Annotated in this window: 19 protein-coding genes and 2 pseudogenes; 9 read left to right on the plus strand and 12 right to left on the minus strand. The window is 65.0% G+C overall.

All coding sequences use genetic code 11. The features are described 5' to 3' along the window. Positions 1-33 precede the first annotated feature (33 nt). The gene (locus U742_RS0103455) at positions 34-900 is read left to right on the plus strand and encodes a Bug family tripartite tricarboxylate transporter substrate binding protein (protein WP_197028159.1); all 867 of its coding nucleotides are present in this window, start codon (positions 34-36) and stop codon (positions 898-900) included. A gap of 159 nt (positions 901-1,059) precedes the next feature. After that, entirely contained in the window at positions 1,060-1,815 is a 756-nt protein-coding gene (locus tag U742_RS21890) for a rhodanese-like domain-containing protein (RefSeq protein ID WP_197028160.1), read from the plus strand. A gap of 350 nt (positions 1,816-2,165) precedes the next feature. Here the strand turns inward: U742_RS21890 and U742_RS0103460 are convergent, their stop codons facing one another. The 4 genes and pseudogenes from U742_RS0103460 to U742_RS0103475 form a co-directional block, all read right to left on the minus strand. After that, positions 2,166-2,408, minus strand: a complete 243-nt coding sequence (locus U742_RS0103460; RefSeq protein ID WP_029350081.1) for a hypothetical protein — start codon at positions 2,406-2,408, stop codon at positions 2,166-2,168. Positions 2,409-2,429: 21 nt separating this feature from the next. Next, positions 2,430-2,814 (minus strand): annotated as a pseudogene (locus U742_RS21895) (hotdog domain-containing protein). 43 nt (positions 2,815-2,857) lie between these two features. Next, entirely contained in the window at positions 2,858-3,961 is a 1,104-nt protein-coding gene (locus tag U742_RS0103470) for an isocitrate/isopropylmalate dehydrogenase family protein (RefSeq protein WP_029350083.1), read from the minus strand. A gap of 88 nt (positions 3,962-4,049) precedes the next feature. Beyond that, entirely contained in the window at positions 4,050-4,988 is a 939-nt protein-coding gene (locus U742_RS0103475) for a GntR family transcriptional regulator (RefSeq protein ID WP_051660823.1), read from the minus strand. Positions 4,989-5,362: 374 nt separating this feature from the next. Between U742_RS0103475 and U742_RS0103480 the strand changes: the two genes are divergently transcribed. The 3 genes from U742_RS0103480 (at position 5,363) to U742_RS0103490 (ending at position 8,511) form a co-directional block, all read left to right on the plus strand. Further along, positions 5,363-6,379 carry a Bug family tripartite tricarboxylate transporter substrate binding protein gene (locus tag U742_RS0103480; protein WP_051660824.1) on the plus strand — a complete coding sequence of 339 codons (1,017 nt, stop codon included), beginning with the start codon at positions 5,363-5,365 and terminating at the stop codon, positions 6,377-6,379. A 127-nt stretch (positions 6,380-6,506) separates the two neighbouring features. Continuing rightward, complete coding sequence (locus U742_RS0103485; RefSeq protein WP_051660825.1) at positions 6,507-6,992, plus strand: tripartite tricarboxylate transporter TctB family protein; 486 nt, start codon at positions 6,507-6,509, stop codon at positions 6,990-6,992. Between the two features lie 13 nt (positions 6,993-7,005). After that, positions 7,006-8,511, plus strand: a complete 1,506-nt coding sequence (locus tag U742_RS0103490; RefSeq protein WP_029350092.1) for a tripartite tricarboxylate transporter permease — start codon at positions 7,006-7,008, stop codon at positions 8,509-8,511. A gap of 134 nt (positions 8,512-8,645) precedes the next feature. Here the strand turns inward: U742_RS0103490 and uraD are convergent, their stop codons facing one another. From uraD to U742_RS0103510, 4 genes are all read right to left on the minus strand, one after another. After that, positions 8,646-9,251 carry a 2-oxo-4-hydroxy-4-carboxy-5-ureidoimidazoline decarboxylase gene (gene uraD / locus U742_RS0103495; protein ID WP_081852800.1) on the minus strand — a complete coding sequence of 202 codons (606 nt, stop codon included), beginning with the start codon at positions 9,249-9,251 and terminating at the stop codon, positions 8,646-8,648. Between the two features lie 73 nt (positions 9,252-9,324). Next, positions 9,325-10,632, minus strand: a complete 1,308-nt coding sequence (locus tag U742_RS0103500) for a TRAP transporter large permease (RefSeq protein WP_029350096.1) — start codon at positions 10,630-10,632, stop codon at positions 9,325-9,327. Further along, positions 10,632-11,264: a TRAP transporter small permease subunit gene (locus tag U742_RS0103505; RefSeq protein WP_051660826.1), complete on the minus strand. Its 633-nt coding sequence runs from the start codon at positions 11,262-11,264 to the stop codon at positions 10,632-10,634. The genes U742_RS0103500 and U742_RS0103505 overlap by 1 nt, the downstream gene beginning before the upstream one ends. 73 nt (positions 11,265-11,337) lie before the next feature. Then, positions 11,338-12,375, minus strand: coding sequence for a TRAP transporter substrate-binding protein (locus tag U742_RS0103510; RefSeq protein ID WP_029350100.1), 1,038 nt, complete (start codon positions 12,373-12,375; stop codon positions 11,338-11,340). 458 nt (positions 12,376-12,833) lie between these two features. On the opposite strand from U742_RS0103510, the gene U742_RS0103515 reads away from it, so the two are divergent. Then, positions 12,834-13,781 (plus strand): LysR family transcriptional regulator, encoded by a 948-nt coding sequence (locus U742_RS0103515; protein WP_197028162.1) that lies wholly within the window; start codon positions 12,834-12,836, stop codon positions 13,779-13,781. 104 nt (positions 13,782-13,885) lie between these two features. Here the strand turns inward: U742_RS0103515 and U742_RS0103520 are convergent. From U742_RS0103520 to U742_RS0103535, 4 genes and pseudogenes are all read right to left on the minus strand, one after another. Then, a pseudogene (locus tag U742_RS0103520) lies at positions 13,886-14,047 on the minus strand (DUF1127 domain-containing protein); the annotation flags it as partial. A gap of 430 nt (positions 14,048-14,477) precedes the next feature. Further along, positions 14,478-15,299: an ATP-binding cassette domain-containing protein gene (locus tag U742_RS0103525; RefSeq protein ID WP_051660828.1), complete on the minus strand. Its 822-nt coding sequence runs from the start codon at positions 15,297-15,299 to the stop codon at positions 14,478-14,480. Further along, a complete protein-coding gene (locus tag U742_RS0103530; RefSeq protein WP_051660829.1) occupies positions 15,296-16,396 on the minus strand; it encodes an ABC transporter permease in 1,101 nt (366 codons plus the stop codon). The genes U742_RS0103525 and U742_RS0103530 overlap by 4 nt, the downstream gene beginning before the upstream one ends. A gap of 122 nt (positions 16,397-16,518) precedes the next feature. After that, on the minus strand, positions 16,519-17,559 hold the full coding sequence (locus U742_RS0103535) for a sugar ABC transporter substrate-binding protein (protein WP_029350112.1): 1,041 nt from the start codon (positions 17,557-17,559) through the stop codon (positions 16,519-16,521). 217 nt (positions 17,560-17,776) lie between these two features. Between U742_RS0103535 and U742_RS0103540 the strand changes: the two genes are divergently transcribed. Genes U742_RS0103540 through U742_RS0103550 form a run of 3 tightly spaced genes read left to right on the plus strand, consistent with a single transcriptional unit; the run spans position 17,777 to position 20,451 of the window. Beyond that, entirely contained in the window at positions 17,777-19,021 is a 1,245-nt protein-coding gene (locus U742_RS0103540; RefSeq protein ID WP_051660830.1) for an ROK family transcriptional regulator, read from the plus strand. A gap of 3 nt (positions 19,022-19,024) precedes the next feature. Beyond that, positions 19,025-19,468, plus strand: a complete 444-nt coding sequence (locus U742_RS0103545; RefSeq protein WP_029350115.1) for an RbsD/FucU family protein — start codon at positions 19,025-19,027, stop codon at positions 19,466-19,468. Next, the gene (locus U742_RS0103550) at positions 19,465-20,451 is read left to right on the plus strand and encodes a carbohydrate kinase family protein (protein ID WP_038360409.1); all 987 of its coding nucleotides are present in this window, start codon (positions 19,465-19,467) and stop codon (positions 20,449-20,451) included. The genes U742_RS0103545 and U742_RS0103550 overlap by 4 nt, the downstream gene beginning before the upstream one ends. The last annotated feature ends 95 nt before the right edge of the window (positions 20,452-20,546 follow it).

The raw sequence follows: 20,546 nt of genomic DNA on the forward strand, positions 1-20,546 counted from the left end.
AACGCCGCGGAGTATCCGGAGCGCCCGGTAAGAATGATCGTGCCCTTCATAGCCGGCGGCCCCGTGGATGCCGTTGCCCGCTTGGTCGCACAGGACCTTTCCCTGCGCCTTGGCCAAGCTTTCGTCGTCGAGAACCTGTCTGGCGCCGGCGGCAGCGTTGGCACCGAGACTGCCGCTCACGCGGCGCCGGATGGCTACACACTGCTGCTCGCCCTCAATTCGCAGACATTCGGTCTCTATTCGCACGAGCTGGACCTTCAAAAGTCATTTACTCCTGTCGCCACCATCGCCAAATGGTCGCACGTGCTGGTCGTGCGTCCGGACCTGCCGATCCGAACGTTAGGCGAGCTGATCGCTTATGCAAAGGAACATCCAGGTGCCCTGACATTGGGGTATGGGACAAACACTCCGCCCCAACTGCTCGGCGAAACTCTCAAGAAGGCGGCCGAGATCGACCTGAGCAGTATTCCCTACCGCGGCGGCGGCCAAGCGGTCGTAGACATGCTTGGAGGGCGCATCGACATCAACTTTGGCTCTACGGCAACACTCTTGCCACTAATCCGCGACGGCAAGCTACGCCCGATTGCGTACACAGGTGAACAGCGAGCCGACGATCTGCCGGATGTACCGACGGTTACGGAAGCGGGGCTGGGGCAGCTCGCTTTCCGTCCTGATGCTTGGGCGATGCTGCTGGCGCCCAAGGGCACCCCGCCGGTGATATTGGACGGGCTCAATGCTGCTGTGAATTCCGGGCTAAAGACCCCCGAAATGCCAGCGCATCTTGCGCGGCTTGGCTACACGGCACAGATCGGCACACGGGAGGAGACAGCACGCTTCCTAGCCGATGAAATTGTTAAATGGCCCCCGATCGTGCGAGCCGCGGGCCTGAAGAGAGAGTGATGCATCAGGGCCGCGCAGAAAATCTGCGACCTGACCGCGCGCAATACTATTGGAGCGGGACCCGGAACACTCGGCACACTGAAGGCCTACTGATGCGGTGAGGCGATGCGGCCGCCCGTCCGGGCTTGTCTCCGTTTCTCCGTTCCAAGAGCCAGAGTGATGACAATGACATCTTTAAATGTCGTCTCGGTGTTCAGCCTAGTCATCCTGCTGCTGAACCCCGCAACCGGCTGGGCCGAATCCGCGAGCATCTTTCAGGCGACGCTCGCTGAAGCAGGCGCCAAAACGCCAGAGATTAGCACGGACGACCTGCGGCACATCCTCGCCAACGACAAAGCACTTCTGATCGACACTCGAACAACGGCCGAGTTCCAGGCAGGTCACATTCCGGGCGCGCGGACGCTCGAAGCGCCGCAGGTGGCAGCGGCGGAGCGCCTTGCCGAAGGTGATCGCGCCAAACCCCTGATCCTCTACTGCAATGGCCCCTATTGTCAGGCCAGCCGCCGGCTTGGTGACGAACTCGCCGCTGCAGGCTTTACGAATGTGCGCCGCTACCAGCTCGGCATACCGGTCTGGCGCGCGCTTGGTGGGCCTGTTGAAATTACTACCGCCGGCGTAGCGCGGGTATTCAACGTCGACCGCACTGCTGTTCTGATCGACGTGCGTTCACCGACCGAGTTTGGTCAGGGCAGTATCCCGGGCGCGCTCAACGCCTCGGCAGAAGCGCTTGCAGTCGGCTCGCTCAAGAAAATCCCTTTACCTGAGGATGATTTCAACAGGCGAGTTATTCTCTTTGGCCGGAACGGCGCGCAAGCACGCCAGGTCGCCGACTTACTGTCCAAACGACCTTGGCATAATGTGTCGTATTACCAAGGCACATACGGTGAACTCGCAAGTGCTTTGGAGTCCAAATAAGTGCCGAATCGAAGCGGATCAAGCGACTCCGACTTGTACGGTGTCCTTGTTGACGAAATGTGTAGTCGGCATTGAGGGCTCAGATCCGAGTCAACTACCAGGCCGCTACCGTGCGCCCGCATACGGGCATGTAATCGTGTCGCATTGACTTAGCGTTGAAGTTAAGAGCTATATTTACCTAGCGTAGACGCCAGATTGTCAAGAATTTTAGTTCGACTAATGCGTTCCAAAAAGTGCCAATAATTGAGTACAATTGTAGTAGTTACTTATATATGTGCGACCACGATGGAGCAAAAGCTGGCAGGTAACAATAATATTGTTAATGACAGTGCCTGTATAGTCTCCGAAAATTATGGCGCCATTCTATTATTGAGATGAAGAGCGCACTGTTCCGTCCAGAGGGCCGGGATGGCTTCCGGTGCGCGAAGGATATCGAGCGTTAGATAGGCCGGAGCTTGCCCTGCGATGATCCGGGCGATGATGCTCGGATCGAGGAAGGCGAGGCGCAGCACGCGAGTGGCCCAGGATTCGGTGACGCCGTGAGCGGCCGCGAGGCCCGCCACGCTGAGCGCCGGAGTGTCGGTGACCGTCATCGGACCTGCTGCTGCCTTAATCTACCGGCCGGGGACGGCGTCCTTGTCGATGGCAACGAAGGTGAAGATCGCCTCCGTGACCCTATTATTCGTCGTTTCATCCTCGCGCGGGCGGCGCCGAGCTTCCGCGCGGATGCGCGTCGAGCGAGAGCACCTCGCCATAAAAGCTCACCTCGTAGCCAACAAGGACGGGACTGAGGACGCTCATCGCCTCGACCGCCACGGTCGCCACCCGGCTCCTGGCGTGACGAGTTGCTACGTTGCCGGCAGCGAGGTCCATATCGGCCATGAGCCAGCCGCCGAAGATATCCTCGGAGGGGTTGGCGTCCCCCGGCATGGCGATGGTGCGGATGACCGGGCCGCGCGCGGGCGGGCTAGGGGCGGGATCAGGGGATCCGCCGTTCATCTCTTCGCCCTTCTTCCCGCGCTCACACGCACAGATTTAAAGTCTAGATGGTTGCCGATGCGGCAAACTCGGCGACCCGTTCGGCGAATGCCCGGGTGCCCAGGGGGCCACCGAGATCGGCGGTGCGGCCTTCTGGCTTCGCCACTGCCTTCGCAAGGCCCGCGTCGATCGCAGCACCGGCGGCGACCAGACGAGAATCGTCCCGCCGCCCGCCGAGCCATTTGAGCAGCATGGCGAGGGAGCCGATCAGCGAAGCCGGGTTGGCGATATCCTTGCCCGCGATGTCGGGGGCCGAGCCGTGCTGGGCCTGCGCCACCGCATGATCGGCGCCCGAATTGAGCGAGGCGGCGAGACCGAGGCTGCCGGACAGTTCCGACGCTTCGTCGGAGAGAATGTCGCCGAACATGTTGGTGGTGACGATCACGTCGTAGACGGCGGGATCGCGGATGAGCAGCGCTGTCATGGCGTCGATCAGCTTCTCTTCATAGGCGACGCCCGGATACTCCGCTGCCACCTCCCGTACGCAGTCGAGGAAAAGACCGTCGGAGATGCGCAGCACGTTTGCCTTGTGGACCGCGGTCACCTTGCTGCGGCGTGCCGCCGCCAGTGCGAAGGCCGTGCGGGCGATGCGCAGCGATCCTTGCCGGGTCACCTTGCGGAACGCCATGGCGAGGTCGGGAGTCGGCATCACTTCGCCGGTGCCGGCGAACATGGTGCGGTCGGCATAGAAGCCTTCCGTGTTCTCGCGCACGATGACGAGGTCGAGCGGCTTGCCGCAACGCGGGGGCAAGCCGGGCAAAGAGAGGGCCGGGCGAATGTTGGCGAACAGATCGAGCCTCTTGCGTAACTCGCCGGAGGGGTTCTTCCCGCCTTCGGTGACGGGGGGATATTCGTTGTGCGACACGGGCCCGAGAAGGATGCCGTCGACCGTCCGAGCCACTTCGAGAACGCGATCAGGGAACGTCGTGCCCGTAGCGGCGAGCGCCGCGAAGCCGATCTCCTCGGTGAGGATGTCGAAGCCGATCCCGTGCGCCGCACCGACGGCCTCCAGCACGCCGAGTGTCGCCCGGCAGATCTCAGGCCCGATGCCATCTCCTTCCATGACGAGAAGCGAGACGCGGTCGGTATCGTTGCGCAAGGCGGTCATGAGCGTCTGATCCGTCGGGAGAGCAATGGGGTCGGCGCCTGTCGGCTGCCCAACTCATATTGCATATCAAGTCCATCATATGCAATATTTAGTCAAGCGGCAGCCTTGCCCGACTCTCGTTCGAGATCGCCAACGTCCCGCGCAGTTTGCCTAGATTCGCGATCACGCTCGTCAGATGCATGCGCATGGCGACGGCGGCGGCCGCGTTGTCGCCCCGCTCCAGGCATTCCAGAATTCCCAGATGCTCTCTCGACTGGCCATAATAGCGGCGCCGGTCGACCATAGCGCGATAGGCCAGCAGACGGCGAACCTGGTTCACCCGTCGTAGCGTCTCCAGGAAGAACGGGTTGCCGGATGCTTCCATCAACGTTTCATGGAATTCCACGCCGGTCTCGTAGAGCTCCTGGACAGACATGGTCTCGATGGCGCCGGCCAGCAGGCTACGCTCGACCTGCTGGCAGTGTTTCAGCGTCTTGAGCGGCAGATGAAAGCCCGGTTCGATCAGCCCAGCCGGCTCGATAGCAAGTCGCACGCGATAGGTCTGCTGCAGCGCTTCGGGCGTGCGCAGCACCGGCGACAGCGACCAGCCGTAACCGGGACGGCGCTGTGCCCAACCCTCGCTGACGATACGGGAGAGAAGCTCGGACAACTGGCCGCGTGAAAGAGCGTAGCGCTCGCGCAGGAAGCTGCCGGATACCCGGTCCGGCAACCGGCCGTCGAGGTGATCCTCCGCAAGGCGCATATATGCGTCGCCAACCAAGCGCTCATCCGGCTTCGCCGGATCGCCCTGAACGGGTGTTACCTCGGTGACGAAGAAGCCCCGGTTGGGTTCGTGCCGGACCAGCCCTCTGGCCTGAAGCAGCTTCAGCGCTTCGGTAACCGGAAAGCGGGATACTTGAAACCGATCGGCCAGGTCCTGCGCACGCAGATGCGTGCCGGGCTTCGCTGAGGTGGCCCGGATCAGGGCGCTGATCCGATCGGCGAGATCGTGGGCAATCTGTTGCCGCCGCACGCCTGTGAAAGCCATCCGATCCGAATCCCTCACTCCCGCCGGCGGCCATATCGCCGGATTTGCCGCTCCAGCGCCGTCACCTCACGCGATCTATGCCGCAGGCATCGCACATTGTCAGCGGTCACGGCGGATCGCCATCTCGCTAGCACGATACGTCTGGCGCGAGGGATATGAGCTCGGTGCATTTGGATATTGCAGAAGTGGATATAATTATGCAATCAATGCGCTCAGAGTTCCAACGCCGCCACAGAAGCGGTGATCGCGAGCATGCGGGGCCTCGTTGCCATCTCCCGCCCCGCAACAGGTGGCGACGGCTGCCGGTCACGGCGCAATCCACGGCTTCCCGGCGCGCGGACGGATAACCGCGACAGGCTCAAACGGAGGGAATCATGATCGACATCAGGCGGTCCAGGTCGGACCGGACATTTGGCACGCTGGCACGACGCATCGGCGCTACGCTGCTCGGCGCAACTCTCATGGCCGCCACCTATGGCGAGGCCGAGGCGCAGAATTATCCCCAGCGCGCCATCACCATCGTCGTCCCGTTCGCCGCCGGTGGCGGCACCGATAGCATCGCCCGTGAGGTCGCTGCGCATCTGCAGACCTCGCTTGGCCAGCCGGTTGTGGTTGAGAACGCCGGCGGTGGAGGTGGCTCGATCGGTTCCTCGCGCGTGGCCAATGCGGATCCTGACGGCTACACGCTGCTGTTCGTGACCTCGACCTTCGTGACCCATGCCGCTGTCGAGAGCGGACTGCCCTATGATGTGGTGAAGAGCTTCACGCCAATCGCCCAGCTCGGTCGCGGCCCGCTGATCGTTGTCACCAACAAGGACGTGCCGGTCGGCTCCATCGGCGAGCTCGTCAGCAAAGCCAAGGCCGACCCTGAGGCATTCAACTACGCTTCAGCCGGCCCCGGCAGTATCAATCATCTTTCCGGGGCGCTGTTCAACCAGCTCGCCGGCACCACCATGACCCATGTGCCCTATAAGGGCAGCGGCCCGGCGACCTTTGACCTGCTTTCGGGCGCGGTTCAAGTCTTCTTCGCGACAACGCCGACCATGTTGGGGCAGGTCAAGGCGAAGGAGGTGAAGCTGCTCGCCACCACCGGCGCGGAACGCAGCCCGCTCTTCCCGGACACTCCGACTGTCAAGGAAGCCGGCATCGAGGGCTTTGAGGTCTACACTTGGTGGGGAATCGTCGGCCCCAGCAACCTGCCGCGGCCGATCGTGGAACAGCTCAACAAAGCCATCAACGATGTGGTGGCGCTCGACAGCGTGCGCGGTCGCCTCATCGGCGAGGGTGCGGAGATCGTCCGCGGGACGCCCGACCAGCTCGCCCAGACCATTTCCAGCGAGCTCACCCACTGGCGCAAGCTCGTGGCGGATGCCGGAATCGCCAAGAAGTGACCTCGATATGACCTCACGCGCCTGAAGCGTCTCCCGCTCACGCGCGAGCGGGAGACGTGCCGAAAGGCGGCGGGGACATTCTCCTGCCGCTCTTCGCGTCGGTGGGCAGAAGTTGGGACGAGAGACAATGATGCAAGACAACGCGCCGCTGGCGAGGACGGATCGCCGCGATCCGACCGCGCTCTATAGCGGCCTCCTGTTCATCGCCTTCGGCATCGGCTTCCTGGTCATCGGCTCCGGCTATGAATTCGGCACCGCCCGACAGATGGGTCCGGGTTATTTTCCCCGCGTGCTTTCGATCCTGCTGATCGCGCTCGGCGCGATAGTGCTGCTGTTCGAGCGGCATGCCGGCGAGCACAAGGAGACGCCGGTCTCCTATCGCGCGCTGCTGCTTATTCCTCTCGCGGCAGTGGTGTTCGCATTCTCGATACGTGGCGCGGGCATCGTGCCGGCCGTGTTCGTCTCGGCGCTCATCTGCTCTTGCGCGTCGCCGGAGCTGAAGGCCCGCATCGTGGTGCTCGTGGCGGCGACCCTCGCGGTGTTCAGCGGGGCGGTGTTCGTTAAGGGCCTCGGACTACCCATTCCGCTGGTCGGCCCCTGGCTGGGTATGTGATCGGGAGCCGATAATGGAATTTCTCGACCATCTGCAACTCGGCATCGAGACGGCGTTCAGCCTGTCGAACCTGTTCTATTGCCTTGTCGGCGTCGTGCTCGGCACGCTGATCGGCGTGCTGCCTGGCCTCGGGCCGGTGCCGACCATCGCTATGCTGCTGCCGCTGACCTTCGGCCTGCCGCCGGTCTCCGCGCTGATCATGCTATCGGGCATCTATTACGGCGCGCAGTATGGCGGCTCCACCACTTCGATCCTGCTGAACCTGCCGGGTGAATCGGCGTCGGTCGTCACCGTCCTCGACGGCTACCAGATGGCGCGGCGCGGACGCGCCGGCGTCGCCCTTGCGACAGCAGCTATCGGTTCCTTCGTCGCCGGCACGGTGGCGACGCTGGTGCTTGCCATGTTCGCTCCACCCCTCGCGCGTGTGGCGCTCAATTTCGGGCCGGCAGAGTATTTCTCGCTCATGGTACTGGGCCTCATCGCCTCGGTCATCCTCGCCCATGGCCCGCTGGTGCGTGCGCTGGCGATGATCGTGCTCGGGCTGCTGCTGGGCCTGATCGGCACGGACGTGACGTCGGGTACGTTGCGCTACACCTTCGGCCGGGCCGAGATGGCGGACGGGATCAATTTCGTGATCGTCGCCATGGGCATGTTCGGGCTCGGTGAGATCATGCGCAATCTGGAGAGCTCGGGAGCCCGCGGGATGGTGGTCGAGAAGATCACCCGGCTGATGCCGACGCGCGAGGATTTCCGTCGTATGGCCGCACCGATTCTGCGCGGCACGGTGCTCGGATCGGCGCTCGGTATCCTGCCCGGAGGCGGCGCGATGCTCTCCTCCTTCGCTTCCTACTCGCTCGAGAAGAAGCTCTCCAAGCATCCCGATGAATTCGGCCGGGGCGCCATCGAGGGCGTCGCCGCTCCGGAATCGGCCAACAATGCCGGAGCGCAGACCTCCTATATCCCGATGCTGACGCTCGGCATTCCCTCGAACCCGGTCATGGCGTTGATGATCGGTGCGCTGATCATCCAGGGCATCCAGCCGGGACCAGGCATGATCACCGAACAGGCGCCGCTGTTCTGGGGCATCGTGGTGTCGATGTGGATCGGCAACCTGCTGCTTCTGGTGCTGAACCTGCCCATGGTCGGGCTGTGGGTGCGGCTGTTGACTATTCCGTACTATATGTTGTTTCCGGTGGTCCTGGTGATCTCGGCGATCGGCGTCTATAGCCTCAACAACTCCGCCTTCGACGTCTATCTCATGGCCGCGTTCTGCGTCCTCGGCTATGTGTTCTCGCGGTTGCGATGCGAGCCGGCACCGCTGCTGCTCGGCTTCGTGTTGGGGCCGATGATGGAGGAGTATCTTCGCCGCACCATGCTGCTGTCGCGTGGCGACCCGCTGGTGCTGATCACCCGGCCGATCAGCGCCGCGCTACTCGCCGTCGCCACGCTTGGATTGCTGATGGTGCTGCTGCCCGCCTTCCGCCGAAAGCGCGAGCAAATCTTCGTCGAGGACGACTGACGGGCATCGTATTATTAAAACCCGCCGATGGCCGCAAAACGCGAAATATCTGACTATCTGTCAGATGATTATGGCGATCCCGGAGTTCTCATCTGCGTCGGGAGCCTCGGTCGCCTTAGTGCAAGTAGTTGTTGTCACTTATATTTTGTCTTCTGAGGGTGCACGGAATGGCGGCTTTCCGGCTCGCCATCTTCTCCGGGATCCGGAATTGCCAGGTCTTCCGCGAGGCCGGCGACGCTTTCTCCGCGCTCCAGTCGGGCGCGCGCGATGAAGCCGATCTGGGCAAGAGCTTCTTCGCGCTCCAGTGACGTTGTGCGGCGGCTGCGTCGTTCCAGCTCTGCCAGAATGCCCCGCTTGGTATAATGGCGGACGCAAACGATGAACGGAAAGCCGTGCCGCGCAAGATAGGCGGCGTTTAGTTGGCGCATTTCCTCGAACTCGTCGGGCGCCAGGTGCTTCAGGCCGGCACTTGCCTGTTCGAGTTCCGAGGCGGGTGTGAGGTCGCCAGCCTGCGCCTCTCGTCCTGCCAGTTCGGGATGGGCACGCAGCAGGCTCATCTGCTCGCCCTCGGATGCCGCGGCGACCACTGCCATCATCGTGTCGAGCATGGTGGTGTAACTGTCGAAGCCCTCCGGGCGCCAGGCGCGGGCGGCCACCCAGGGCGAATGCTCGAACAGGTCGGCATACATCGCTATGAAGGTGGCCTGGTCTGTGGCGCCGAGCGCGGTGGTCTTTTCCATGGATATCCCCTCTTCAGAGCCGGTTCGGCGCGAGGCGTGGCGTCGCCCGGCCGGCGCAGCGGTTTCGGGCCGGTCAGTTGCCGGGCAGTGCCGCGCTCGCCCAGCTCGCCATCTGCGGAAAGTGGATCAGCAGGGCGGTCATCAGCATCATCGCCGCGACGAACGGAATGGTGCCCGCGAAAACCGCGCCGATATTGCCTTCCTTGCGGACGGTCTGGATGACGTACAGCGTCATGCCGACCGGCGGGCTCAACAGTGACATCTCGCACATCAGCACGATGAAGACGCCGAACCAGACGGGATCTATGCCCACGGCCACGATGATCGGGAACAGGATCGGCACCGTGCCGACCATCATCGGCAACGTTTCGAAGAACACACCGAGCAGCAGATAGAAGAAGGCGAGGACCCATTTCAGGGTCATCGGCTCGGTGCCGAGGCCGGCCACCCAGGTGCTGAGCGTCTGGGTGATGCCGAGCAGGCCCAGCGCGTAGTTCAGATAGAACGCCACGGCGAGGATCAGCATGGTGATCGCCGTGAGGCTTGCCGTCGCCACGAAGGCTTCATGCAGCATGCCGACGTTCAGCCGGCGCTGGCACGCCGCGATGATCATGGTGGCGACGACGGCGAGCGCCGCCGATTCCGTCACGGTCGCCCAGCCGGTGTAGACCGAGCCCATGATGATGGCGAACACGACGAGCGGGCCGGTGAGATCGACCAGGCGGCGCAGGCGTTCGCCAAGCGGCACGCTCTCTTCCCTCGCGCCGGCGAGATCGGGGCGCAGCAGGCACAACACGGCGATGACTGCCATGAACAGCCCGGTGAGGATGAGGCTCGGCAGCATGGCCGCGGCATAGAGCTGCCCGACCGAGGTGTTGGTCAGCGAGGCGTAGATGATGAAGGCGATGCCCGGCGGTATGAGATTGCCGAGCGAGGCGCCCGCCGCGATGGATCCCAGCACCAGCCGCTCGTCATATCGGCGCTTCTTGAAGGAGGGCAGCGCGACGGTGGTGATGGTCGCCGCGGTGGATACCGACGAACCTGAGACGGCCGAGAAGATCGCCGAGGCGCCGATATTGGTGTGCAGGAGGCCGCCCGGCAGCCTGTTGAGCCACGGTGCGAGCGCGCCATACATCTTGTCGGTCATGCCGCTGCGCACGAGTATCTCGCCGAGCAGGATGTAGAGCGGGATCGACAGGAGGATGTAGTCCTCCATCGAGCTCCAGAGCTGGCTGCCATACATGCGCAGATGCACGCCGTCGAAATAGACCACGACGGCGGTGACGGCGGTGAGGAACAGGGCGGTGGCGACGTGAAGCCCCAGAAACAGCAGGGCGATCATCACCAGGAAGCCGAGGACGACGATGGTAATGCTGATCATCAGAGTACCGCCCGGCCATCGCTCGGAAGCGCGCCTTGCGTCTCGATCTCGATCTGCTCCTTGAGCGAGGGGGGCCCGTAGAAGCGGTCGAGCCTGCGTCGGTCGACGAACAAAAGAATGAGGGAATGGACCGCGAAGGCCGCCGCCATGCCGGCGAAGATGACGAGCCCGGCCAGCCAGAGCGATTGCGGGATCCAAAGCGGCGTCTGCAGCGGGGTGGCGGCATGCGCCTGCCAGCGCAGCGTGTCGGACAGCACACGCCAGCCCTGCCAGGCCGAGAAGACGGCGAGGCCGGCGAGCGACACGCTGGCCAGCATGTTCAGCCCCGACTGCATGGCCGGGGGAAAATACTGGAACAGGAAATCGACCCGCGAATGGGCGCGCTGCAGCAGCGCCGCCGAGAAGCCCCAGGTGCTGGCGATCGCCAGCAGATAGGCCCCCACCTCGTTCACCCCCTGGATCGAGGAGCCGAACAGGCGCCGGGCCAGGATTTCGTATGTCGTGGCAAGACAGATGCCTATGAGGCACCAGCCCATGGCGATCTGCATCCAGCGAACCGGCGGCTCGAGCCGCCGGGCCAGCGGATTGCCCTCGGGCTGCGGTACCGGGGCGGCACGTTCCTTGTCCGTCATGGTCGAACCACTCATAGGAGAAGGGAAGGGGGCCGTGCCTCATGAAATGCGAGGCACGGGCGAGGCTTCCGGCTCACTGGCCGGCGATCTTCATGCCCAGCGCGGCCCCGATGGAGGCGTTCCACACCTTGGCGCAGTCGGCATAGGTGGCCTTGCAGCGACCGGCCCACTCGCCGAGGATCTTGTCGGCCGCGATCTGTTGGACCTTGGCCTTGTCCGCGTCGGTCACCGGCACCAGCGTCATCTTGTAGGCGGTGTAGAGGCCGGGCTCGCAGGTGCCGCCGGTGCTGCACGCCAGTGCCTTCTCATTGGTGGTGACGGCGAGGTTCCAAAGCCCGTCCTCCAGCGCCTTGAACTGCGCCTCCAGCGCCGCGCGGCGATCGGCCGGCAGCGAATCCCACCATTCGAGATTGACCAGATGCGCCTGCACCGAGCCGGACACCGAAAGCGGGAGCAGGTGGGTGGTCACTTCCGGCCATTTGCCGGTATTGGCGGAGGTCGGCGAGGTGACGCCGCAGGAGGCGACGCCGCGCTCCAGTGCCGGATAAACCTCCGGGAAGCTCAGCGTTACCGGCGTCGCGCCGAGCTGGGTGAGAAGGCTGGACATGGACGCGGTGAAGGAGCGCACCTTGAGGCCCTTCAGGTCGTCCAGCGACTTGATCGGCTGGTTGCAGAAGAACACCTGCGGACCGAACGGCCAGATCGCCACTGCCTTGACGCCGAAGCGCTCGCCGAGCCGGGCGTTGAACACCTCGCGATAGGCGTCGACCCCCTTGCGCAGCTCGCTCATGTCGGTGGCGACACCGATGAGGTCGATGCCTTCGAGGAAGGGATCGTCCTTCGCGGCGCTGCCGATCTGGGTGGTGACGACCTGAAAGGCGCCGGAGCTGGCGGTGCGCAACGCATCGGCCAGATTGAGGCCGAGCATCTGGAATTCGTTGCGCTGAATGTCGAAGCCGCTTGACTTCAGCTTGTCGATGACGCCGATCTCGACCGGATACTGGGCGTTCTGCTGCTGGGTCTGGGTGAGCCAGCGGATCGTCTCGGCATGGGCGAGCTGCGAGCTGGCGATGAGCGCCAGGACGACGAGCGGGCGGACAAGGCGTTTCATGACGGGCTCCTGCATGAAGGCGGCGATGCGGTGCCGTCATGCAAGCAAGGCGCGGACCTTTGCCTATTAGCCCCTTTGAATAGTGATTATTCGATTTTTCGAATAATGCGACGTCGCGTGGGGAAGAGGTCGGCAAGTCTTTCCGCTTTCGATGAAAAACCCGGAGGGCTGTCAGTCGCGGAATTGCCGGGCGGCTTTCACGAGGGTCGGAATGCGCGACTTTCGTGTCGATAGCGCTAGGTGTTTCAAGCCGCCGCCCATTGTTGGCGCCGGAAGCGCTGATTGAATTTCAACCTCCATGGTGCCGTTTTGTGCAGCTCGGCGATCGAGAATGAGATCGTCATTTCGGGCATCGCCATTGCGTGTGGGTGGTACATGCATGGGGATAGGTATTCGCAAATTCGAATGCGCGTCTCGTCGGCTGATGTATGGTTCGCCCATGATGGAGCCCGTTGTCGATGCGCATTCCGGACAATCCGCTTAGCGCCTTTCATCTACGGGTGCTCGGCACGCTGCTGGAGGAGCGGAGCGTGACGCGCGCGGCGCGGCGCCTCGGCCTATCCCAGCCGGCCGCCAGCCTCGTCCTGAAGCAGTTGCGCGAGATGTTCGGCGATCCGCTGCTGGTGCGCAACCAGGGCGGCATGGTGCTGACCGAACGTGCCGCCATGCTGCAGGCCGCTTCCGCCAAGGCGCTGGAAGAGCTGGACGGCCTGCTGGTCGATCCCGACCGTTTCGACCCGTCCTCGTCGCGGCAGACATTCACCATCGCACTGCCGGACCACATTTTGCCGCTGATGTTCAACGGGATCATGCAGGAATTCCGGCGCCGGGCGCCGATGGCGCGGCTGGTGATGCGGGCGCTGGGGCCGGATTATGACTTCGAAGGGGCGCTGGCCTCCGGGAGCGCCGATCTCGTCATCAGCAACTGGCCGACGCCGCCAACCTATTTGCGCCGCTCGGTGCTGTTCGAGGACGAGTTCGTCTGTCTTGTCGACAGGGATCACGAATTTACCCGGCGGCTCCCATCGGCGGAGGAATATCTGGCCGCCAACCACGTCGCACCGGCCGACTACGCCATCGCCCATCGTGGGGTGGTGGAAACCCATTTGAGCGCCATTCACGTGGTGCGCGAGCGTCGAGTCGTGATTTCCTATTTTTCGATGGCGCCGTATCTGCTGGTCGGCACGGACCTGATCTTCACCGTCACCCGGCATTTCGCCGAGTATTTTGCCAACGTGCTGCCATTGACGATCATCCCATCGCCGATCGCCTATCCGCACATCCAATTCTACCAGCTTTGGCATGAGCGCATGCAGCACTCACCGACCCATCGCTGGCTACGCATGCTGATCAACGAGATGCGTTCGCATTCCGTGCGGCAGCAATATCTAAGTTTGCACAGGTAGAGGGAATAGGCTCTTCGCAAAGCAGCGCGCGTGATGCTGGCTCAGGCGGCGCGCGCGAAGGGCAGGTTTGGTTGGCGCGTGACAGCGGGAGCGGCTTCGACGGCTTCAGCCGCCTGCCGGGCGAGGGCCGGAATGTCGGGGCGGCTGAGGCCGAGATCGGCCAGCTCGCGGTCCGTATAGGCGGAAAGCTCGTCGGCGATCTTGTTGTACACGCGGCGACGCGCGAAAGCCGTCCGCAAGGTGATGCCGATCTGTTCGATCTGCATGACATGTTCTCCTCAATTGGCCATGCTGCAAAGCAGCAAGAGCAAGGAGAACATAGTGTGCGATGCAGCATCGCAGTAGCGCGAAATCTGCGTCGGAGCTATGCGTTCCGATCAGGCGAGGGAAACGGGATAAAAAGTCCGCCGACCCGCTGGGCGCGAGCGGGTCGGCGGCACGACGCGGGTCCGGCGGGAGACGGCCCGCGATCTCGGGAGCCCGGCCCTTTCCAGCCCGGCCTGCGGCCGGAGCGGAAAGGGAGACAGACTCAATCGGTTGCGACATGCTCCGTGTGCGAGGGGCTGCGCCCTCTACGGAGCCTGTCCCGAAACCCCTTGCGTTCGGATGGACCATCCGGGTGATGGGAAGGCGCTCCAGCTTCGATGAGCCGAGCATTGCCCTCCGATCGGATGATCCCTCCGTCCAGGAGGCTCGCTAGGCCGCCAGCTCCTCCGCCGGGGATTTGGCGCCGGTCATGAAGGCCACCGCGTCGGACATGGTGTGGTCCTTCGGGTCGATGACGCAGAGCCGCCGGCCCAGCCGGTGAATGTGGATGCGGTCGGCGATCTCGAACACATGCGGCATGTTGTGGCTGATCAGCACGATCGGCAGGCCACGCGAGCGCACGTCGAGGATCAGCTCCAGCACCCGGCGCGATTCCTTCACGCCCAGCGCCGCGGTCGGCTCGTCCATGATGACCACGCGCGAGCCGAAGGCGGCCGCGCGCGCCACCGCCACGCCCTGCCGCTGGCCGCCCGAGAGCGTCTCCACCGGCTGGTTGATGTTCTGCACCGTCATCAGCCCGAGCTCCGAGAGCTTGTCGCGGGCGATCTTCTGCATCGCCGGCCGGTCGAGCATGCGGAACACCGAGCCGAGCACGCCCGGCCGGCGCATCTCGCGGCCGAGGAACATGTTGTCGGCGATGGACAGGCTGGGTGAGAGCGCCAGCGACTGGTGCACCGTCTCGATGCCCGCTCTCTGGGCGTCCATCGGCGAGGCGAACCTCGTCACCTCGCCGTCGAGCCGGATCTCGCCGTCGTCGGGGATCAGGGCGCCGGACAGCGCCTTGATGAGCGAGGATTTGCCGGCGCCGTTGTCGCCGATCACCGCTAGGATCTCGCCGGGATAGAGGTCGAAATCGGCGTGGTCCATGGCGGTCACCCGCCCGTAGCGCTTGACGAGGCCGCGCGCGGACAGCACCGGGGTGACGGGAGCGGAAGCGGGCTTCAGTCCGGTGAGCGTGGATTGAGTACTCATGCCGACACCTTGCGGATCCACTGGTCGAGGGCGACCGCGACGATGATGAGGATGCCGACGGTGAATTCCTGCCACAGCACGTCGACGCCGGAGAGCGCGAGGCCGTTGCGGAACACGCCGACGATGAGCGCGCCGATGAGCGTACCGATGATCGAGCCGCGTCCGCCGAAAAGGCTGGCGCCGCCGATCACCACCGCGGTGATGCTGTCGAGATTGGCCGTCTGGCCGGCCTGCGGGCTCACCGAGCCGATGCGCCCGATCAGCGCCCAGGCGCCGAGCGCGCAGATGACGCCCGCCGCCACATAGACGGTGAACAGCACCTTGCGGGTGCGGATGCCGGCGAGCTCGGCGGCGGCGGGGTCGTCGCCGACCGCGTAGAGATGCCGGCCGAAGGCGGTGCGGTTGAGCACGTACCAGACGAGGGCGATCAGCCCCAGCATGAAGAAGGAGCCATAGGTGAAGCGCGCGCCGAGCACGTCGACCGGCGTCCCGAGGAACTGCAGGAACGGCGCCGCCTTGGCGACGTCCTGCGAGCGGATGGTCTCGGAGCCCGAGTACCACAGGTTCAGCGCGAAGAAGATCGACCAGGTGCCCAGCGTGACGATGAAGGGCGGCAGCTTCAGCCGCGTCACCAGCACGCCGTTGACGGCGCCGCAGCCGCCGCCCACGGCTATGCCGGCCAGGAAAGCGAGCGGCGCCGGCAGGCCCATCGTCACCGCCAGCTTGCCCATCACCACCGAGCACAACACCATGATGGCGCCTACCGACAGGTCGATGCCGGCGGTGATGACGATCAGCGTCTGGGCGATGCCGATGATGCCGATGATCGTCACCTGCTGGATGATCAGCGACAGGTTGAAGGACGACAGGAAGCGGCCGCCCACGATGAGGCTGAAGCCGATGATGCCGAGCAGCAGCACAATGGCGGGTACCGCCGTCGGGTTGGCGTGCAGGAAATGCTGCACGCGCTGCAGGGGCGACTTGGGGGTAACGTCGAACTCGGCGACGCGACTGTCGCGCTTTTCGAGCACCTGCTCGAAGGCCTGTCTCGCCGGGCGACCCGGAGGGGGCGCGCCGGAACTGCTCAAATCGGTCATCGCCATATCCTCCCGCAGACCGGCTCCGCGCTGGCGCGGCGCAGGGCCGGGAGAGACGCTCGGCGCCTCTCTGTTGATTCACATGGACGATCCGTGCCGCCCGGATGCGGCGCGGAAGCGGGTCAGCCCCAGCACTTCTTCAGTGCTTCGGCGGAGGGGGTCGACTTCAGTCCATCGACCGGCTTGTCGGTGATCAGCTCGACGCCGGTGTTCACAAAGTCGAGGCCGGGGGTGACCTGCGGCTTGGCGCCGGTCTTCGCGTATTCGAACACCGCCTCGACGCCCTTCGAGGCCATCAGCAGCGGGAACTGCATCGAGGTGGCACCGATGACGCCGTCGGCGACGTTGCGCACGCCGGGGCAGCCGCCGTCGACCGAGACGATCAGCACGTCCTTGTCGCGGCCGACCGACTTGAGCGCCTCATAGGCGCCGGCCGCCGCCGGCTCGTTGATGGTGTAGACGACGGAGATCTCTGGGTCCTTCTGGAGCAGATTCTCCATCGCCTTGCGGCCGCCCTCCTCGTTGCCGAGCGTGGTGTCGTGGCCGACGATGCGCTTGTCCTTCTCGTCGCCGATCACCGCCGGATTGGCGAGATCGACGCCGAAGCCCTTGAGGAAGCCCTGGTCGCGGGCGACGTCGACCGAGACCTGATTCACGTTGAGGTCGAGCAGCGCGATCTTGGCGGTGCCCGCCTTCTCGCCCAGCACCTTGGCCGCCCACTGGCCGACATACTGACCGGCGAGGAAATTGTCGGTGGCGAAGGTGGCGTCGGCCGCGTTCGCCGGGTCGAGCGGCGTATCGAGTGCGATCACCAGGATGCCAGCCGCACGGGCCTTGTCGATCGAGGGCACGATGGCGCGGCTGTCACTGGGCGTGATCAGGATGCCCTTGGCGCCGGCGGCGATCAGGTTCTCCACCGCCGCGACCTGCGAGTCGTTGTCGCCATCGACCTTGCCGGCGAAGGAGCGCAGTTCCATGCCGAGCTCGTTGGCCTTGGCCTGCGCGCCCTCCTTCATCTTCACGAAGAAGGGGTTGGTGTTGGTCTTGGTGATGATGCCGACGATCGGCTTGTCGGCAGCGGCGGCTCCTCCGAGCGAGGCGGTGGCGAGCGCGATCGCGGAAGCGGCCGAGAAAATGAGATGATGCCGGAATGAGCGGCGCATTCTTCCCTCCCATGGGACGATGATGTGACGCACGGGTTCGGCCCGCGACCTGTTGTTTGACGTTTCCATGAAGCCGCAGCGCCGGGCATCTGTCAATAAATAAATCACGCGGATTTAATTATTGACTCGGTGGACTTGTCTGCCGCATGTTCGCAGCGATAAGCCAGCCCGATCAAAGCGGCGGCGCGACAACAAGACGGCGAGGAGCACGAGGAGCATGGACGACACCGCGGCCTTTCCGATTCCGGAGAGTGCCCCGCCGCCGACCTCCCCCGCCGGCCGCGGCACGAACCAGACCGGCGTGCGGCTCTACAACGAGCGGCTGATCCTCTCGCTGATCCGGCACCACCGGGCGCTCGGCAAGGTGGATATCGCCCGCCTCACCGGACTCTCCATTCAGACCACCACAGTGATCATGAATCGGCTACAGGCGGACGGCCTGCTGCTGGCCGGCGAACGCCAGCGCGGGCGGATCGGCCAGCCCTCGGTCCCGTTCTCGCTCAATCCCGACGGCGCCTTCGGCCTCGGGCTCATGATCGGCCGGCGCTCCTCCGATCTGGTGCTGATGGACTTCACCGCCGGCATCCGCGCCCGCGCCCGCCTTACCTACGCCTATCCGCTACCGCGGATGCTGATGGACTTTGCGGAAAGGGAGATTCCCCGGCTGACTGCCGTGCTCTCCGAGGAGCAGCGCGCACGCGTCACCGGCATCGGCGTCGCCATGCCCTTCGAGCTGTGGAATTGGGAAGCCGACCTCGAGACCCCGCCCGGCGCGCTCGCGATCTGGCGAACCTTCGACGTCACCCGGGAGTTGAAGCAGTTGTTCCCGGATTGGCCGGTGCGGATGTGCAACGACGCCACCTCCGCCTGCGCGGCCGAGCTCACCTTCGGCCGCGGTGCGGCGTTCCACGACTTCGCCTATCTCTATATCGGCACCTTCATCGGCGGCGGCGTCGTGCTGAATGGCAGCCTGTTCCCCGGCCGCTCGGGCAATGCCGGCGCGCTCGGCTCGATGCCGATCCTGCGGCGTGAGGCGGACGGCACCGCGAGCCTGCAGCAACTGATCCGCATAGCCTCCATCTACCGGCTGGAACGCCGGCTGATCGCCCGTGGCCTGCCCGGCACCGACATCTGGCTGTCGCCCGACGACTGGTCGAAATTCGCCGAGCCCCTGGAGGAGTGGATGGACGAGGCTGCGGACGGCCTCGCCCAGGCGATCGCCGCCATGCTGTCGGTGATCGATTTCGAGGCCGTCGTCATTGACGGCGCCTTTCCCGCCGACGTGCGGACCCGCCTCGTCGAACGCACCCGCCGGCGCTTTGCCTCCATCGACCGGCAGGGCCTCACCGACACCGTGGTGGTGGAGGGCTCGGTCGGACGCGACGCCCGCGCCATTGGCGGCGCTGCGCTGCCGCTGCTCGCCACCTTCGCCCGCGATTTCGACGTGCTCTTCAAGGACTAGACCATGCTCAAGGGTATCGACCCGCTGATCGGCCCGGATCTGCTGATGACACTCCGGGCCATGGGCCATGGCGACGAGATCGCCATCGTCGATGCCAACTACCCGGCCGACGCCCATGCCCGGCGCCTTGTCCGCATGGACGGGCACTCTGCGCCGGCGATCCTCGACGCGGTGCTCTCGCTGATGCCGCTCGATGCCGTGGTCGAGGAGGCCGCTTTTCGCCCCTGCGCCCATGGCGATTGCGGGCGGCTGGAGAAGGTGTTCGTCGAGTTCGCCGAGGTGATCGCCCGTCGCGAGCCGGGCTTCCGGCTGGTGCCGATTCCCGGCGAGCCGTTCTACGACCGGGTGCGCGCCGCCTACGCCATCATAGCCTCGGGCGAGCGGCGGCTCTACGGCAACATCATCCTGCGCAAGGGCGTCATCCAGCCGGAAGGAGCCTCGGCATGATCCTCGTCTGCGGGGAGGCGCTGATCGACCTGTTCGTCGGCCCGCCGGAAGGCACCGAGATGCCGGCCCGCGCGGTTGCCGGCGGCTCGCCCTTCAACGTCGCCATCGGCCTCGCCCGGCAGGGCGCGCGCTCGGCCTTCCTCGGCGGCATCTCGCGCGACCGCTTCGGCGTGCTGCTCGCCGACATCCTCGCGCGCGAGGGGGTCGATACGCGCTTCATCGTGCGCACCGACCGGCTCTCCACGCTCTCGGCTATCGCCACCGCCCCGGACGGCCAGCCGAGCTATTCCTTCCACGGTGAACTGGCCGCCGACCGCTCGCTGGCCGCGGAGGACCTGCCGGCCCGGCTGCCGGACGAGGTGCGCGCTCTCACCTTCGGCTCCTACACCATGGTGGTGGAGCCGGTCGGCTCCGCCTACGCCATGCTGGCCGAGCGCGAGAAGGGCCGCCGGGTGATCAGCGTCGATCCCAATGTGCGACCGACCGTGATCTCCGACATGAAGCGCTGGGGTGCCGCCGCCGAACGCTTCTACCGCTGCGCCACCCTGGTGAAGGCGAGCGACGAGGACGTGCGCGCCGCCTTCGGGCCGGGGACCGCACTGGCGGACGCTGCCGCCTATTGGCGCGGCTACGGCGCCAAGCTCGTCGTCATCACCCGCGGCGCCGAGGGTGCGATCGCCTTCGGCGCGGCCGGCACGCTGGAAGTGCCGGGCCGCAAGGTGAGCGTGCGCGACACGGTCGGCGCCGGCGACACCTTCCACGCCGCGCTGCTCGCCCGCCTTGCCGCCACCGGACGGCTCGACGAGGCCGCCATCGCCGGGCTCGACCGCGAGGCGCTCGGCGACCTGCTCGCCTACGCGACTGCGGCGGCCTCGGTGACCATCACCCGCCGCGGCGCCGACCTGCCGCACCGCACCGATGTCGAGGCGGTGCTCGCGCAGGACGCCGCCTCTCCCTGCGCGGTCAATTGCGGTCTTGCGTGACCCGGGACGTTCCGAAGATCGATAGGTCTTGGCTATTTTGCGGCACGCACCGCGTTAGCTGTCTTCGGCTTCCTGCACGGCCTCGGCCCGTGCAT

Source organism: Allobosea sp. 117, from assembly GCF_000702305.1.
Classification (GTDB): domain Bacteria; phylum Pseudomonadota; class Alphaproteobacteria; order Rhizobiales; family Xanthobacteraceae; genus Ancylobacter.